At 64.0% G+C, this 15933-nt stretch carries 11 protein-coding genes; 3 read left to right on the top strand and 8 right to left on the bottom strand.

Translation table 11 applies throughout. From position 1 onward, the window contains the following. Positions 1-52 precede the first annotated feature (52 nt). Entirely contained in the window at positions 53-811 is a 759-nt protein-coding gene (gene fliP, locus XF30_RS15130; RefSeq protein WP_036013079.1) for a flagellar type III secretion system pore protein FliP, read from the top strand. A 187-nt stretch (positions 812-998) separates the two neighbouring features. On the opposite strand, the gene XF30_RS15125 is transcribed toward fliP, so the two are convergent. The 3 genes from XF30_RS15125 to XF30_RS15115 all read right to left on the bottom strand — a co-directional run bounded on the left by XF30_RS15125 (position 999) and on the right by XF30_RS15115 (position 6538). Beyond that, positions 999-4727, bottom strand: coding sequence for a tetratricopeptide repeat protein (locus XF30_RS15125; protein ID WP_192893149.1), 3729 nt, complete (start codon positions 4725-4727; stop codon positions 999-1001). Positions 4728-4940: 213 nt separating this feature from the next. Then, on the bottom strand, positions 4941-5846 hold the full coding sequence (locus XF30_RS15120) for a tetratricopeptide repeat protein (RefSeq protein WP_192893148.1): 906 nt from the start codon (positions 5844-5846) through the stop codon (positions 4941-4943). A 65-nt stretch (positions 5847-5911) separates the two neighbouring features. Continuing rightward, positions 5912-6538 carry a FecR family protein gene (locus XF30_RS15115; RefSeq protein WP_306469098.1) on the bottom strand — a complete coding sequence of 209 codons (627 nt, stop codon included), beginning with the start codon at positions 6536-6538 and terminating at the stop codon, positions 5912-5914. A gap of 409 nt (positions 6539-6947) precedes the next feature. Here XF30_RS15115 and XF30_RS15110 point away from each other — a divergent pair, with 409 nt between their 5' ends. Further along, positions 6948-11033: a VCBS domain-containing protein gene (locus XF30_RS15110; protein ID WP_244608956.1), complete on the top strand. Its 4086-nt coding sequence runs from the start codon at positions 6948-6950 to the stop codon at positions 11031-11033. Positions 11034-11054: 21 nt separating this feature from the next. Here the strand turns inward: XF30_RS15110 and XF30_RS15105 are convergent, their stop codons facing one another. The 5 genes from XF30_RS15105 to fliL all read right to left on the bottom strand — a co-directional run bounded on the left by XF30_RS15105 (position 11055) and on the right by fliL (position 14773). After that, the gene (locus XF30_RS15105) at positions 11055-11252 is read right to left on the bottom strand and encodes a hypothetical protein (RefSeq protein ID WP_074448248.1); all 198 of its coding nucleotides are present in this window, start codon (positions 11250-11252) and stop codon (positions 11055-11057) included. 587 nt (positions 11253-11839) lie between these two features. Then, positions 11840-12601: a MotE family protein gene (locus XF30_RS15095; protein WP_036013086.1), complete on the bottom strand. Its 762-nt coding sequence runs from the start codon at positions 12599-12601 to the stop codon at positions 11840-11842. Between the two features lie 9 nt (positions 12602-12610). Beyond that, positions 12611-13057, bottom strand: a complete 447-nt coding sequence (locus XF30_RS15090) for a DUF6468 domain-containing protein (RefSeq protein WP_057030304.1) — start codon at positions 13055-13057, stop codon at positions 12611-12613. Continuing rightward, positions 13054-14256, bottom strand: a complete 1203-nt coding sequence (gene fliM, locus XF30_RS15085) for a flagellar motor switch protein FliM (protein WP_036027916.1) — start codon at positions 14254-14256, stop codon at positions 13054-13056. The genes XF30_RS15090 and fliM overlap by 4 nt, the downstream gene beginning before the upstream one ends. Positions 14257-14275: 19 nt before the next feature. Continuing rightward, positions 14276-14773, bottom strand: a complete 498-nt coding sequence (fliL, locus tag XF30_RS15080; protein WP_036027917.1) for a flagellar basal body-associated protein FliL — start codon at positions 14771-14773, stop codon at positions 14276-14278. A gap of 383 nt (positions 14774-15156) precedes the next feature. Between fliL and flgF the strand changes: the two genes are divergently transcribed. Beyond that, positions 15157-15918 carry a flagellar basal-body rod protein FlgF gene (gene flgF, locus XF30_RS15075; protein ID WP_109143184.1) on the top strand — a complete coding sequence of 254 codons (762 nt, stop codon included), beginning with the start codon at positions 15157-15159 and terminating at the stop codon, positions 15916-15918. Positions 15919-15933: the final 15 nt, after the last annotated feature.

Raw genomic sequence — 15933 nt, 5'->3', positions numbered from 1 at the left:
AAAATCTCGAAGACGAGATGGCCTCCCTGCTCGGCCGTCCGAAGCCGTCTTCGTGAGGTTGCCCGCCCTCCCGCGTAGAGTTCTTTTCCTTTCTGTCCTGGTCGGCGCGGCTTCGCTCGCAATGCCGTCGCATGCCCAGGACATCAGCATCAATCTCGGCGGCGGCGCCGGTGGCGGCGGCGTCACCGAGCGCGCGATCCAGCTGATCGCGCTGCTCACGGTGCTCTCGATCGCCCCGTCGATCCTGATCATGATGACGTCGTTCACCCGCATCGTGGTGGTGCTGTCGCTGCTGCGCACCGCGATGGGCACTGCGACCGCCCCGCCGAACTCGGTGATCATCGCGCTCGCGATGTTCCTCACCTTCTTCGTGATGGGCCCGGTGCTGCAGAAATCCTACGACGAGGGCATCCGCCCGCTCGTCGCCAACCAGATCGGCGTCGAGGACGCGTTCCAGCGCGCCTCCGTGCCGCTGCGCGGCTTCATGCAGAAGAACGTGCGCGAAAAGGACCTGAAGCTGTTCCTGGACCTCTCCGGCGAGCCGCCGCCGGCCACGCCCGACGATCTCGCCTTACGCATTCTCGTCCCCGCCTTCATGATCTCCGAGCTGAAGCGCGCCTTCGAGATCGGCTTCCTGTTATTCCTGCCGTTCCTGATCATCGACCTCGTCGTCGCCTCCGTGCTGATGTCGATGGGCATGATGATGCTGCCGCCGGCGACGATCTCGCTGCCGTTCAAGCTGATCTTCTTCGTGCTGGTCGACGGCTGGTCGCTGGTGGCGGGGAGCCTGGTGCAGAGTTACGGGGGGTAAGGCTTCGTTCGCTGCTGCGTCCTTTCCGCTCTCAGCGACAGCCCCCGCTCCCTCCTCGTCATTGCGAGGAGCCCTTGCGACGAAGCAATCCAGACTGCCGCCGCGGAAAGAGTCTGGATTGCTTCGCTGCGCTCGCAATGACGAGCTTGTGGCGCGGTCGCGGGCCGCGCTTCGCGCGGAGACAGTCCTACCGCGTCATCTTGATCTGCCGCACGACCGGGATCGTGGGCAGCGAGCCGGTGTGGTCGCTCGTGTCTTTGGTCTGCGGCGCGCCGGGCGCGCGGGCGGTGGCGTCGGGGAAGCGCTGCTTCATCTCGCGCAGGAAGCCGTCGAGCGTGTCGACGCTGGCAGCGAGCTTGGCGATCTCGGCGAATTCGGCGCTGGAGGCTGCGGCCGGCTTGCTCGCAATGTCGAAGGCGAGACGGTCGGCGCTCTCGCTCATCAGCGGGGCGTATTTCTCGCGGAAGCGCGACAGGCCGATCGAGTCGTCGGCGAGGGCGTAGCCGACGGCGGCGCGGATGATGTCGCTCTTCTCGACCGTATTGAGCGGCTTGAAGTCGCGGAAGCGGTCTCCGTAATAGAGCTCGATCTGCTCGGCGGATTCGCGCCAGCGCCGCGCCGCCCAGAAGATGTCGGAACGCAGGCGGAGCACTTCCCGCCCGGCGACGTTGGAGACGATGTCGAGCGCAAGATCGTGACGGCCGACGTCGCTCTGCGCACGCGCCTCCAGCAGCAGGCGCTGCTGCCGGAGCTCGCCTGAGAGATCGCTGATGCGGCTCGCGCGCAGCGCGGTGATGGCCAAGTCGGGCTTGCGGTTGGCGAGATAGATCATGGCGAGGCGCGCGGCGACCTGGGCGCGCGCGGCGCCTTCGAGGCGATGATCGATCTGGTATTGCAGGAGCTCGGCGGCCTGGTCGAGCAGATCTATCGAGGCGAGACGGTCGGCGAGACGGCGGATCAGCTCGTCGCCGCGGCGGCCGATCGGCGTCAGCTCGCGGAACTCGTAGAACATCCCGAGCGCCTCGACCGGCGGCAGCTCGTCGCCCTTCGGTCCGAGGAAGATCTGCGTGAACAGCTCGGAGGCGAGATCCTGCGCCTGACGCGAGGCTTCGGCGTTCGGCTGCAGCCTCGTCGCGGTGCGCGCGGCTGTGAGCGCATCGCGGTAGCGCCCGTTATCGGCATAGAGGCGCGACAGCATCTGCAGTGTCTTGACCTCGATCGCATCGCCGCGCCAGGTCATCGACAGCGTCTCGAGCTCGCGCAGCGCCTCGTCCTTGCCGATCTCGTCGCGCTTCTGACGCAGCGCGATCTCGAGCTGCTTGGCCTCGGCCGCAGCCGGACGGTCATTCGAGGCGACCGCGAGCTTGTAATCGTCGAGCGCATCCTTGTCGTGGCCGAGCGCCTCGGCGAGCCGGCCGCGCAGCACGGCGAAGCCTGGCGCGGCCTCGGGCGGGACACCGACCACCTCGAGCTCGCTGCGGCGCTTGGAGGCGCCGGCATAGTCCTTCACCTCGAGGGATGCGCGCATCGCGTCCATCGTCACGATGCGCTGGATGTCGAGCGGCAGCGAGGCGATCGCGAATTCGACGTTCTTGAACTTTTCGCGCGCATCGGCCCATTTGCCCTGGCGCGCATAGGCGAGCGCCTTCCAAAGCTGGGAATCGTGGCTATTGCCGATCGCAGGATTGGCGAGATCCTTCAGGCCCTGCGCCGGCCGGCCGATCAGGATGTTGGCGATCGCATGCATGATCAGCGCGCCGCTCTCCTCCTTGTTGAGCGGATCGCTCAGCATCACGTCGGTCACGGCCTTGGCCTCGTGATACATGGCGCGCGACATGTAGAATTGCGCAAGATCGAGCCGCGGCAGCGAACGCAGCGCCGGCTCGACCGCCGAGATCGCCGTCATCAGTTCGCCCTGGCGCGCCATGAAGTTTTCCGACTGGCCCTTGCGCCAGCCTTCGGGACTGAAGATCGGGCGCACGGCGGTCGGCGCCCGCTCGGCCGAGATGTCGACCGGCGACAGGGTCAAGCCGCCCTTCTTGCCGAGAATGACCTTGTCGGAGCCGACCTCGACGCCGATCTCGTCGGAGTTCGGCCGGATCGCGATGCCGTGCGCGGATTCCAGCAGCGAGAGATCGACGAGGTCCTGCCGCTTGATGAAGCCGCGCACCGGCCGCAGCGCGGTGACGACATAGAGCGTGTCGCCGGCATCGGGATCGGTGAGCTTGTGCAGCTGGCCTGGATTGGCGAAGGGGATCGCGATATTGGCGAGCGCGGGATCGGTGATGTTGCGCGACATCATCAGCGGCAGCGGCGTCGCCTGGATCTTGTCGGCGAGCGTCAACATCCAGTTGGTCTCCTTGCCGACCTCCTCGCTCGTCAGCGAATAGACCAGGGGACGGGTGAGACGGATGCGCACCGCCTGCGCCTTGTCGAGCGGGACGCGGCCGACCTCGCCGATCATCGCGCCGCCCTTGGTGCGGATCGCCTCGACATCGACGGGCTTCGGCGTATCGAACACCAGCCACACGGTGTCGCCGCGGCGGAACGCCGCCGCCGGCGTTGCGACCTGAAACGGGAACGTCACGCGCAAGCCGTCACTGTCGCGGCGCGCATCGACGCTGGCAATCGCGGGCGCGACCGGCACCTCCGCCGGCACAGCCTTGGCAGCATCCTTGCCAGCATCCTTGGCGGCATCCTTGGCGGCATCCTTGACCGGTTCCTTCGCGACCTCCCTGGGCGCTTCGACGGGCGCAGGCGCAGCCGCCGGCTTCGCAGCTTCCTTGGGCGGTTGGGCCGCTTCGGCCGCGGGAGAGGCTGCCGGTTTCGGCGCTTCGGCGGGCGGCAGCGCGGCGGGCGCTTCCACCTTCACCTCGGGCTTGATGTCGATCCTGGCCTCGCGCGCGATCGTCTCGGAGGTCGGCGGTGGGATCTCGCGATGGGCGTCCTTCTTCTCGGCGGCGGGCTTTTCCGGTGCAGGTGCAGCGGCAGCGGCAGCCGCCGGCCCGCGACCGACCGGCTTCATCTGCGCGATCGTCGCCTCGGGCGTTGCCGCCAACTTCCCCTTGTCGGGCTGGAAGGAGACGTCGACGACGTAGTTCTTCTCGTCGCGGAACGAATGCACGTCGGCATCGCCGATCAGCGCGATCTCGACATTGGTCTGGTCGATATCGGACTTCTGCTTGATCGAGGCGACGTTCGGCGGCGCGGCGAGAACCGCGTCCGCCAGGTCGAAATTGAGATTGGCGTTGAAGACGAGCGTCAGCTTCTGCTCGTTGAGCACGGAGGAGACGCCGACCCCGTCGGGCATCTCGAACACGAAGCGCACGAAGGTCGGCTGCACCGAGGCGCGCACGCGGATCGGCGGACGCTTCCTGGACTCCGCGGCGGCACGCTGGGCGCGCAGCGCACGCTCGGCCGCGCGTGCCCGCTCGGCAAGCTCCTTGACCACGTCCATGGGCAGGCTCGGCGGCGGCCCCTTCCAACCCTCGGGCAGCAGGTCGATGAAGGTGCGCTCGCCGGCGTTCATGGTGTTCACGGTGACGCGCCGCGCCAGCGACAGGCGGATGGCGCCGCCGTCAGGGTCGCGGCGGGCGGAATTGACGTAATCGGGCGCGCCTTCTGGAATGCGCTCGACGGGAACATCGACGGGCCGGTCGAAGCGGATGACGAGGATCGAGCCCGCGGTCGTCACCTCGGAGGGAACGTCCTCGCCGAGCTTGATGACGAGACGGGCAAAGCCGCCACCGGCTGAAAACGTCGCCTCGCCCCTGATCGGATCGGCCGCCCGGCCGGGCGCCGCAAGGCCAAGCAGGAGACAGGCCGCCAGCAAGGCCGCGGCGCGGGCGTGACGCGACAAGCCCCGCGCCGATGCGCGGGCTCGCGACACAAATCCAGCGGCAGCCTCTCGCGCCATTGGCGGCATTTCTTCCGGTTCGGCGGGCATGCCGGCACTGGCGCCGGCCCGTGCCGTCGACTGTAGGTCTCGCCAATTAAGGACTTGTTAATGCTATGTCTTGATTTGCGGGAACAGCATGCCGTGCCGGATGGAGCGGGGCCGGTCCGCGAGTTTGAATTTGAGACGCAGGCGGTTAAGCAGTTGTTAACGGCTGCACGATGTCGCGGCCTGTCAGTCCCTTTGCGGCACCCCATAGCGGACAAAATCTTCGGCGATTCGGGCCTCGATCCTTCTGGCCGCCGAGATATCGCTATTGCCGCCGTCTGTGTCGCCGAGCTTGAATCTGGCGACCCCGCGACCGTACAGCGCGCTCGCCAGCTTGGGGGCGTACCGCAGCGCCGCGTTGTAGTCGTCGATAGCCGCGGAGAGTTGTCCCATTTTCAGATTTATCAGGGCTCGCGAATCGTATGTCGCGGCGTTACCCGCTCCCGATCGAAGCACCATCTCGCAATCCTCCATCGCAGCCTGCAAGGCGCCGAGGATGGCCCGGGCCCAACAGCGTCCGCTCCAGGCCGCCTCCAGCTTCGGGTCAAGGCGAATTGCTTCGTCATAGTCCTGCGCTGCACGGTCGTACGCATTCCTCTTCAAGAACGCTGCCGCACGGTTGGCAAAGGCAGTGGCATAGTTGGGGTTGAGCTTCAGCGCCTCCTGAAAAGCGCCAAGGGCAAGGTCGTGCGAGCCCGTCCTCAGATAGGCCACTCCGAGGTTGTTGAAGGCCTTCGCATAATTCGGGTTATGCCGGGTCGCTGCGACGAAATCCTTGATCGCGCCTTCGTAGTCGGCTTTGGCGCTATGGGCATTGCCCCTGTTGTTGTGGGCGACGGCAAAGCCATTTGTGCTCCCCTCGCCCGCATCGATAAAGGCCGTGCAGGCCTCGATGCGAGCTTCGGGCGAGACCCGATCTGACCCGTTACATAGCTCGATATTCTTGAGTGAGCTGCTCTTCTTCGACGTCTGCGCCAAGCCTGACGAACCGGAGAGTCCAACGATCAGAATGAGCATCCCTGCCCTGATGACACTGGCCCGTGCGATTTTCACACCAAGCGCCGAACTCCGCGAGCGAAACGAAGCACTCATGTTGCGTCTCTCTGCCGGGCCGGACGCTGCGCCGGCATCACGGCGGCTTCGGCCGAGCAAACTTCTCAGCATCCCCGACAGATAATGAGCCTGCGATTGGCGCTTCGATCGGGCTCCGGCGCCGCGCCGGCCGGCGGCTTCTTCAGGACCTTGCTTTTGCCCTCTTCGATCAGCGTCGAAAATTTGGCTGACCCGTCATCAGAAATCTCGATGTGCGGCGTCGTACCTCGGATCCCCAACGTGGCAACGGGCGTATCGACCTTCATATCGCCGGTCTTCGCAACATTGCCCGCAACAAAAGTGAACGTTCCCTTGGCAAGACTGAACAGGGTCGCGTTGGACTTGCCGGCCGGCTCATACACATAGTGATCCAGCACCATACGGGCGTTGCTCGATAAATTGAACGAGCTGCCGTCGCTAAGATTTATTCCGACCCGGCCGTCGTCTCCGGTCAGCACCACGTCACCAAGATATACGGGATCACCCCTCTTGGCCTGGCCGGGCTCACTTGAGACATTCGCTTGAACGATCACTGCGCCCGCATGTTCGATCGTGACGGAGCCTGTGGCCGTCGCCACCTTCCCGATCGGTTTGGAAGACGAGCTGGCGACGGCGGGCCCGGTGGAATCGACTTGCGCTTGAGCCGCACTCGGCGAGAAATTGGCTAGCGCCAAGACCAAGCCGGTCGCCAAAGCGGCTGTCGTAGGTCTGCACATGATCCGCCCTTTCCGAGAAGATCCTATCGACTAGCGGCGGCTCATTTCTTGAACCGCTCTTGAACCGCGAAGCGCGGTCGCAATAAATAAATTTCTTGTTTAATAATTTTAATCGTCCTAGTTTACCGTAACGCTACGGAAGCGCCACAAATTAAATAAGCTCTCGTTTGTCAATTTAATCACTTTAGCGGGAGGGATACGCGCCGGGAATGGCATTACGCGCCGCCGTCCCCGCGCCATGCGTCTCTCTGGACCAGACTTGATGATTTTCGGCGGCAAGCCTTCGGCTGCCAGCGCCCAGGATATTTGTCCCTTGGCGAGGGCCGCCCCGAAAGACCATGGCAGCACGCCGAGCCTGAATTAATCACCTAGGCGAGGTCGAGCCATGTTGGTTGCATCCGATGTCCAGGTTGGCAATAGGGCCGCCGCGGCCCTGCCCGTCCAAATCATTGGCCATATTCATACAGCGATCGGCTGCGGTACGCTCACGCGAGCCAGTGGCGTCGCCACACAGGCCGTAGCCGGCGCGCCTGTCTACCGGGCTGACGTGATAGAGACTGACGCCGACGGACAGATCACGATTCGCTTTATCGACGGTACTTTCTTCAACATCTCCTGCGACACTCGCCTCGCGCTGAGCGAATTCGTCTTCGACGTCGAAGGCACGCCACCTACAGCCCTGTTCGACGTGACCCGAGGCAGCTTCAGTTTCGTACCAGGTCGGCTGGCAGAAACCGGGTCTCTCCAGTTGAATACGCCAATTGCAGGCATTCGCGCCCGAAGTCACGCGGGCGGTTTCGGAATGCTGACGCTTGCAGCATTGACTTTCTCGGTTGCGGAAAATGCCGAGGCCGCGGACCCGGACGTCACATTCCTGGATGACGACTCCATCACTTACAAGGACCTTGCGCACGGCGCATTTGAGCTCGTGACCAAGGAGCCGATCCCACGGCACATCATCGTCGATGATCCCGGCGAAACGATCATCGTCAAGAAAGTGGGATCCACCATCAGTGTCAATCAGGTCGCGAACTCGGCCGCTCGCATGGACGAGTTGCGCGCCGCACAGCAGGACGTGCTCGCCAATCTGGACGGACAGGGGCCGCATGGCTCGAGCACGCCTCCCTTCGTCAAAACCCAATCGCTGCAGCCGATCAATTTCATTCAGCCCGACGCGCCCTCGCTGCAGAATTTGCTGGCGCCTGTGTCGCCATTCGTCATTCCCGTTTTCGACCCCATACCGCCGACACTCAGCACCGGAGCGGGGCCGACCGAGCTCGATACGGTGGTGTTTGATACGTTCACTGCGACGAGCGGAATCTTCGCTGCCAGCAGCACCAGCGGCAGCGCCAAGCTGACCTTTGGCGTCATAGGGGCGACCGCCGGCGAGACGGTCCTCGGCGGAGTGACATACGACCTGTCAAAGCCCGGTCCGTACGGAACGCTCTACGTCAACAGTACGAGCGGCGCCTACACGTTCGTGCCTGACAGCATCGCGATCAACGCGCTGAAGGCGCCCACGACCGACAGTTTCGTCATCACGGTTTCCGACGGCCTCAGTTCTGCGAGTCAGACGTTCACAGTCACCATCAACGGTGTCGACGACGCTGCAATCATCTCCGGCACCACGACTGGCTCGATCGTCGAGGCTGGCGGCATTGCCAATGGAACGCCCGGCACGCCGATTGCGACCGGCACGCTTTCCGATACCGACGTCGACGACCCACCAAATACGTTCACGGCCGTGAGTTCGCCAACGACGAGCACCGGCGGCTATGGCACCTTCACGATGACGGCTGCCGGCGTGTGGACCTACACCGTGGACAATTCGAACCTCGCAGTGCAGAGGCTCAATGCCGGCCAAACGCTAACCGACAGCTTCACGGTGACCACGATCGGAGGCACGCCCCAGGTGGTGACGATCACCATCCAGGGAGCCAGTGATGCAGCGGTCATCTCCGGCGACACGACCGGCGCCGTCATCGAGGCTGGCGGCGTCGCCAGTGCTAACCCCGGCACGCCCATCGCGACCGGCACCCTCACCGATACCGACGTGGACACGATCGCAAATGCATTCACGGCCGTCGGCTCGCCGACGCAGAGCGCCGCCGGCTACGGCACCTTCACCATGACGGCTGCCGGCGTGTGGACCTACACGCTCGCCAACGCTGCGGTGCAGGCGCTCAATACCGGCGAAACGCTGACCGACACGTTCACGGTGACCACTCTGGATGGAACCGCCCAAGTGGTGACGGTCACCATCCATGGCACCAACGATGCCGCCATCGTTTCCGGCACCACGACCGGTGCGGTGACCGAGGCCGGCGGCGTTGCCAATGCGACACCGGGCAGCCCGAGCGCAACCGGCACGCTGTTTGCCGCCGACGTCGACAATGCGTCCAATACCTTCACTGCGGTGAGTTCGCCCAAGGCAAGCACGAATGGTTATGGCACCTTTACGCTAACCGCCGCCGGCGCGTGGACCTACATGCTCGACAATGCGAGCGGCGCGGTGCAGGCGCTGAATGTCGGGGACACACTCACCGACAGTTTTACTGTCACGACCCTCGACGGCACGCTACAAGTGGTGACGATCACCATTCACGGCAGCAACGACGCGGCCCTCATTTCCGGCACCACGACCGGCTCAGTGACCGAGGCAGGAACCTTCTCGCCCGGCGCTCCCATCGCGACTGGCACGCTGACCGATACCGACGTCGACAACGCGCCGAATACGTTCACCGCGATCTCTTCACCGACCGCGAGCGACGACGGATACGGCACCTTCACGATGACCGCAGCCGGCGCATGGACGTACACCCTCGACAACAACAACAGCGTGGTTGAGGCTCTCGATTCCGGCGACACCCTGACCGACACATTCACGGTGACCGCGATCGACGGTACCACGCAGACGGTGACCGTCGCCATTCATGGCGCCAGCGATGCCGACCCCAACGATTTTGACAACCTGGCCACCGGATCCGTCGTGATCTCCGATCCTCCGAACGTGTACGGAACGCCGGGGAGCGAAACCATCGCCGGCGGCGGCGACACAGGTCAGGTCATCTATGCGGGAGCCGGCAGTGATACGGTCAATGGGACCGGCAAGACGGACGTTCTCTATGGCGGCTCAGGCAATGACACGATCAAGGGCAACGATGGCAATGATGCCATCTACGGCGGCTCGGGAAACGATACGGTAAACGGCAACAACGGCGCCGATACCATAACCGGCGGATTTGGTGCGGACCAACTCACCGGCAGCAATGGCAACGATCGTTTCGCATATTTGTTCGTTGCCGATTCCCGTGCCGGTCAGTTCGACACCATCACCGACTTCGCATCGGGAGCGGACAGGATCGACCTGACCGCCTTTGGCGCGCTCGGGTTTGCCATCCTGGCGTTGAGCTCAACCAACACGACGGTGCCGCCACATACGATCGCCTGGATCTATGACAGCGCGTCGAACGAAACCATCGTGTACGTCAACTCAACGGACCAGACCCTGCACATCGGCGATTCCAGTCTGCTCGAAATCCATTTGCAGGGGATTGCAACCGTCGATGCCTCGGACTTCATCCTGGCGCCAGCGGCGCCTGTAGTGGCGGTCGCCAGCGAGCTGACCGACCTCACCGCAACCCTGCAGAGTGATGCGGCCGGGCTAATGACGATCACTTCCGAAATCTCGTCCGACTCCGGAAGCGGCGACGGCACGCTCCTCGCAGAGAGTCCGGACATCCAGTCAAGCGAGCCGCTCCACAACCTGGATACGCCTTCGGACCAGATCGAACAAACTGAATATTCGAGCATCTCCAGTTCGGACCCGATGCAAACGCCCTCGACCGAAACACTCGCTATTGTTGCGGTAGCTCCTTCGGGCAGCGGACCGTCTACGATGTCGCAATACGTCGCCGCACCGACGGAGGCCAGTTTTGTCTTCGACCACCTGGCCGGTCCCGACACAGCATTGCTGGCCAAAAGTGGCGCGATTGCTGGAAGCGGCCACATGCCTGACATTGCCATCGCCGCGCTGAATTTTGACCAGCATGCCGCCGAACAGCACGCCGGGCGCGGGCTTGCACCGGGGAACAATGCCGGGAATCACGGCGCCTCGCCTCAAGGAAACGCCGACGAGGCGGCGCATGGCCACGGTCGTGCCAACGATGGAATGGCAGAGGCGACGCTCAATCCGAGCCTTCTGAAGTCGTCGAGCGGAGGCGCCAACCATTCGCTTGCAAGCGAGACGCAGCAGCTCGGCGAGTCGTTCAAGTTCAAGGATAACGCTTCGCAGGGCTCACAGCACAGCGTGGTGCCGGATCATCTAGACCTCGCCGGTCATCCCGGCCACGCTGGAGGATTCCACGGGCTCGAACTGGCGTTCACGCCTGAACCATCTCCGCCCGATGTTGATCCGCCTCATGGCCCAAGTCCGGCTCACGGCCACGGCTTGCACGATCTGATCTTGTGACGCCCCGAGCCAATGGGCTCTTCAGTGTTGCGTCCCGGCGCCATCGGGCGCCGAGGAGCTCTCTTCGCCAAGAGAAGATTGATCATCGTTGCCGGCCTCGCCATCCGGCGGCGCGGCATGCTGATGGCTTAGCGCGGATGTCCATGCGGATGTCATCGCCGCTATGAGCATCCGGTTGACGGCCTCGATGACGCGTTCTGCTGCGGACGAGTAGTTCATGGCCTCCTCCTGCGCTGCCGACTGCGAATGACCGAAGCGTAGGACGGCGCCTTGAGCACCACTGTACGCCACTTCACACCTGCGCGCGTCAAGTCATCGCAGTCCCGGAGGATGCCGCCTGCCCCGGCTGCATCCGCCACGGGATTCTGATTTCCACCTTGACGGGTTGCTGAGCGCGCGCACTCACAACCTTCGGCTCGTTGCGGTTCGCGCGCGACTCTGAATCAGATGTGAATCTCGGCGATGCAAATCGCATTGGTTAGCTCTGGGGGTAATCAATGAGCGGAGAAGCCGGTTGCATTGTGTGTAGCAGAGCAAGAGCGGTCGTCGCGATCGTCCCGATTGCAAGAGGATATGCCCTGAAGACATATGAATGTGCCTGTTGCCACAGCACCCTGCAGCTCGTGACCCGCGTCTCAAAGGCGGCGCTGATCAAGCAGCAGCTCAATATCCTCGCCCAGATGGAGCAGCAGTTGCGCCCGCCTGTTCGCAGGGTGCAACAGGCCTTCGCGAATTAGGCGCACGAGGCATTTCTCTGGGCTTCAGTCGACAGCGCGCGGATTGAAAGCGCGCTTCTCCTCGAGCCCTCAATTCGGCTTTTGCGTCGGCTTGCCGTCGATCTTGGGCAATTCGCCGGCCGAGGCGGACTGATCGCCGCCGCCATTGGCGCGGCGGGCCATCTCGACGGTCAGCCGCTCGGCGGCTTCCGATGACATCAGGCCCAGGATGTCCGACATCTTGCGCGGCGCGATCGCCGAGGCGATCTCGATCAGCACGCCCATTTCGAGCCGGTCGAACACCCGCGCGGCATCCTTGGGCTTCATGCCCTCGTACATGGTCACGAGGCCCTTCATGCGCTGGGCTTCGGCGGCCTTTTGCTCGGCCTGGGTCGCGGAGATGCGGGTTTCCACCGCCTTCATCTCCTCGACCTTGGTCTCGATGCGCTTCTCGGCCGACTTGAGCAGGCTTTCGCGGATGTCGATCTCGCGCTGGCGCGCCTCGATCTCCTGACGCCGCGCCTGCAACCGTTCCAGGATCGCGCGCTCCGCGGCCGAGACCTGCGGCTGCCCCTCGTCGATCTTGACGACGGTGCCGCCCTCCATCTTGGTCTCGGGCGCTGCCGGCTTAGGTGCTTCCTTCGGCGCAGGGGTCGAGCCGGTGATGTCGGGATCCTCGCGGCCGGTCGGGAAATTCAGGTTCTCTTCCGCCCAGGATTTCTTGCCCTGGTTCGGCTTGTAGTCGAAGACATAGCCGCCGTTGATCGCAAGGCCCGCCACCTTCAGCGTGGCGAGGCCGGCGACGGCGACCAGGACGACGGGAATGACGCGGATGTTACGAAATGACTTCATACCCAGGCTTCATGCGGCAAGGCCGTTGGATCGTCGGCGCTCGGAGAAGGCTTCGGCGGCCGCCGCCACTGCCTTCGCGGACGACGGCTTGGCCGCGGGCGCGGCGACCGTCTCCGGATTGGTGACGGGACGCGCGGCGATCGCGATCTTGGACAGGCGCCGCACCACGTTGTCGGCCTCGCCGAGCTGCTTGTAGAGCTGATCCGACATCTGCGTCGCGGCGGCGAGCTGGCTGCCGAGGTTCTCGTTGACGTCGCGCACGGCGAGCTTCAGCCCGCCGATCGCGCGCTCGGCAATCTCGGTCGCGGTGATCAGCTCGGCGATGACGGCCTTCAGCGAATGCTCGTCCGCCTTCAGCCGCCTCAAGCGCTTGTTGAGCGTGACGCAGTAGACGATCGTCAGCATCAGCAGGATAGCCACCAGCGTCTCGATCGCCATTCCCAGGGAGTGGTTCATGGGGCCTCCATCATCTTGTTCTGCTCGTCCACCTTCTCGAACATCGCAAGTGTCGTACTTGGCTTGCGCAAGGGTTTCGTCACACGGATCGCGACGCGGTCGCCGACCCGGCCCATCCGCCCCTCGGTCAGCGTGACGTCGCCGCAACGCACGGTGACGTTCGCGTCGGCGCGCATGTCGAGCGGCAGCGTGTCGCCCACCTTGAGCCGCATCAGCTGCTTGAGCGGAATGTCGGCCTCGTAGAGCACGGCGTCGACGGCGATCTCGGCCTGCACGATCTCGGTGGCGAAGTGGCCCTCCCAGACCGGGTCGCGGCCGAACTTTTCGCCCATGAACATCTGGAGCAGGACGCCCCGGATCGGCTCGATGGTCGCGTAAGGCAGCAGCAGCTCGATGTTGCCGCCGCGGTCTTCCATGTCGATGCGCAGGCGCACCAGGATTGCGGCGTTGGCGGGACGGCTGATCGCGGCGAAACGCGGATTGGTCTCGAGCCGGTCGATCGAGAAGGTCACCGGCGACAGCGGCCGGAACGCCTGCTCGGCGTCGGCCAGCACCACCTCGACCAGCCGCTTGACCAGCTCGGTCTCGATCGTGGTGTAGGGCCGGCCCTCGATGCGCAGCTGGCTGGTGCCGCGGCGGCCGCCGAGCAGCACGTCGATCATCGAATAGATCAGGTTGGAATCGACCGTCGCCATGCCGAAGTTCTCCCACTCCTCGGCCTTGAAGACGGTGAGGACGGCGGGCAGCGGGATCGAGTTCATGTAGTCGCCGAAGCGCACCGAGGTGATGCGGTCGAGCGAGACTTCGACGTTGTCGGAGGTGAAATTGCGCAAGGAGGTCGTCATCAACCGGACCAGGCGGTCGAAGACGATTTCGAGCATCGGCAGGCGCTCGTAGGAGACCATCGCCGAATCGATGATCGCGCGAATGCCGGAATGGTCGTCGAGCGTGACGTCACCGACGGTGAAGCCGAGGAGATTGTCGATCTCCTCCTGGGACAACACCCGCTCGCCGGAATTCTTGCCGGTGCCGAGATCGCGGCTGCCGTCCTCGACCATGGCGGCCCATTGCAGGGCCATCGTCTCCGATAGCTCGTTCTCGGCGGCAGCCTTTGCCGCCTCGGCGGGATCCTCGCTATCGAGCGAGGCCTCCCACTGGGCGGCAATTGCATCCTGGTCGACTTGGTCGTTGCCCGCCATGATCCCTAGTCCGTCATGCTCACTGGACCACGACTTCCTTGAACAGCACGGCGCTGACCTGGATCGGGGCGACCGCCGCGTTGACGCGCTTGGTCAGCTCCTCCTTGAGGCGGAAGATGCCGGCCGAACCGTTAAGGTCGGACGGGCGCAGCTCGCGCACATAGGTCTGGAAGATGTCGGTGACGCGCGGCATCGTCGGCTTGATCGCCTCGATCTGCTTCTCTTCCTTCAGCTCCAGCACGATCTTCAACCGCAGATATTGCACGCGCTCGCCGGGCGAACCGGCGAGGTTGACCATCAGGTCGGGAACGTCGACGAAGGCCGGCGGCTTCGGCGGCGGCGCGGCCTCGGCATGATGCTCATCGCCGCTATGGCGGAAGAAGAAGAACCAGGTCGCAGCACCGCCGCCGAGCACGGCGAGCGCGCCGACGACCATGATGATGAGCTTGAGCTTGTTCTTCGGCGGAGCGGCTTCCGCGCCATCAGCGGCTGCGCCGCCTTCCTCGTTCTCTGCCATGGTTGCCGCGCCCGTTCATCTCTCAAAGGGGTCGAAAGAGCGAAGCCTCCTGGCAGACAATGACGCGATACGAATGCCCCAGCGCAATGCGCTCCTCTGATGCGCAAACGCTACGGTAATAATGGTTAACGGAATCTTTCGATTGGGTCGCCGCTAGGAAAAATCTGCCGGGCAAACATGGCTAACAGAACCTTTCTGCCGCCTGCTCGCGCCCCTCGAAAGTCGCCAACACATTGAAGTTACGTGATTTTCCTGATTGGCACGGCTTTCGCTGAGACATGCCCGAGATCGCACGGCTTGGGAGAGCCCGACGGTCTCGGTCACGGGGTCCGCCAAGGCGCTTGGGAGAGCGAAATGGCAGATCCGCTCAGGGGAGATTTCCGATGCAGAACGCGCGTCTGATCGGCTTGTCACGGCAGATGACGTTGGAACGGCAGATGGATGTCATCGCCAACAACGTCGCCAATGCCAACACCAACGGCTTCAAGTCCGACCATTCGCTGTTCGAGGAATATCTGAACTCGAACGCGCGCGAGGACAATTTCATCGGCCGCGACCGCCGGGTCTCGTATGTCCAGGATCGCGGCACCTTCCGCAACATCAGCCAGGGGCCGCTGGAGCCGACCAACAATCCGCTCGACATGGCGATCAACGGCGGCGCCTATTTCGCAGTGCAGGCCAATGGCGGCGAGTTCTATACCCGCGACGGCAAGTTCTCGCTCAACAGCACCGGCCAGCTCGTCACCGCCGACGGCAATCTCGTGCTTGGCAATGCCGGCCCGATCACCTTTCAGCCGACCGACCACGACATCAACGTCGCGCCCGACGGCACCGTCACGGTGCTCGAGGGCACGGCGCGGACCGACTCGATCCGCGGCAAGATCCGCATGGTCTCGTTCGACGATTCGGCCAAGCTGACCAAGCTCGGCGCCAATCTCTATGCCGCCGGCTCGGCGAACCAGCAGCCCGACACCAAGTCCACCCTGCAGCAGGGCTATGTCGAGAAGTCGAACGTGAATGCGGTCGGCGAGATGACCCGCATGGTCGAGGTGATGCGCAGCTACGCCGCGGTCGCCAACCTGCTGCAGCAGCAGAGCGACCTCCATAAATCGGCGATCGAGAAGCTCGCCGACGTTCCGGCCTGATTGAAGGAGAACTGA

The organism is Bradyrhizobium sp. SUTN9-2, assembly GCF_003122645.1.
In the GTDB taxonomy this organism is placed as follows: domain Bacteria; phylum Pseudomonadota; class Alphaproteobacteria; order Rhizobiales; family Xanthobacteraceae; genus Bradyrhizobium; species Bradyrhizobium yuanmingense.
The sequence above is the reverse complement of the archived record's forward strand: the minus strand, read 5'-3'. Positions and strand labels throughout refer to the sequence as shown.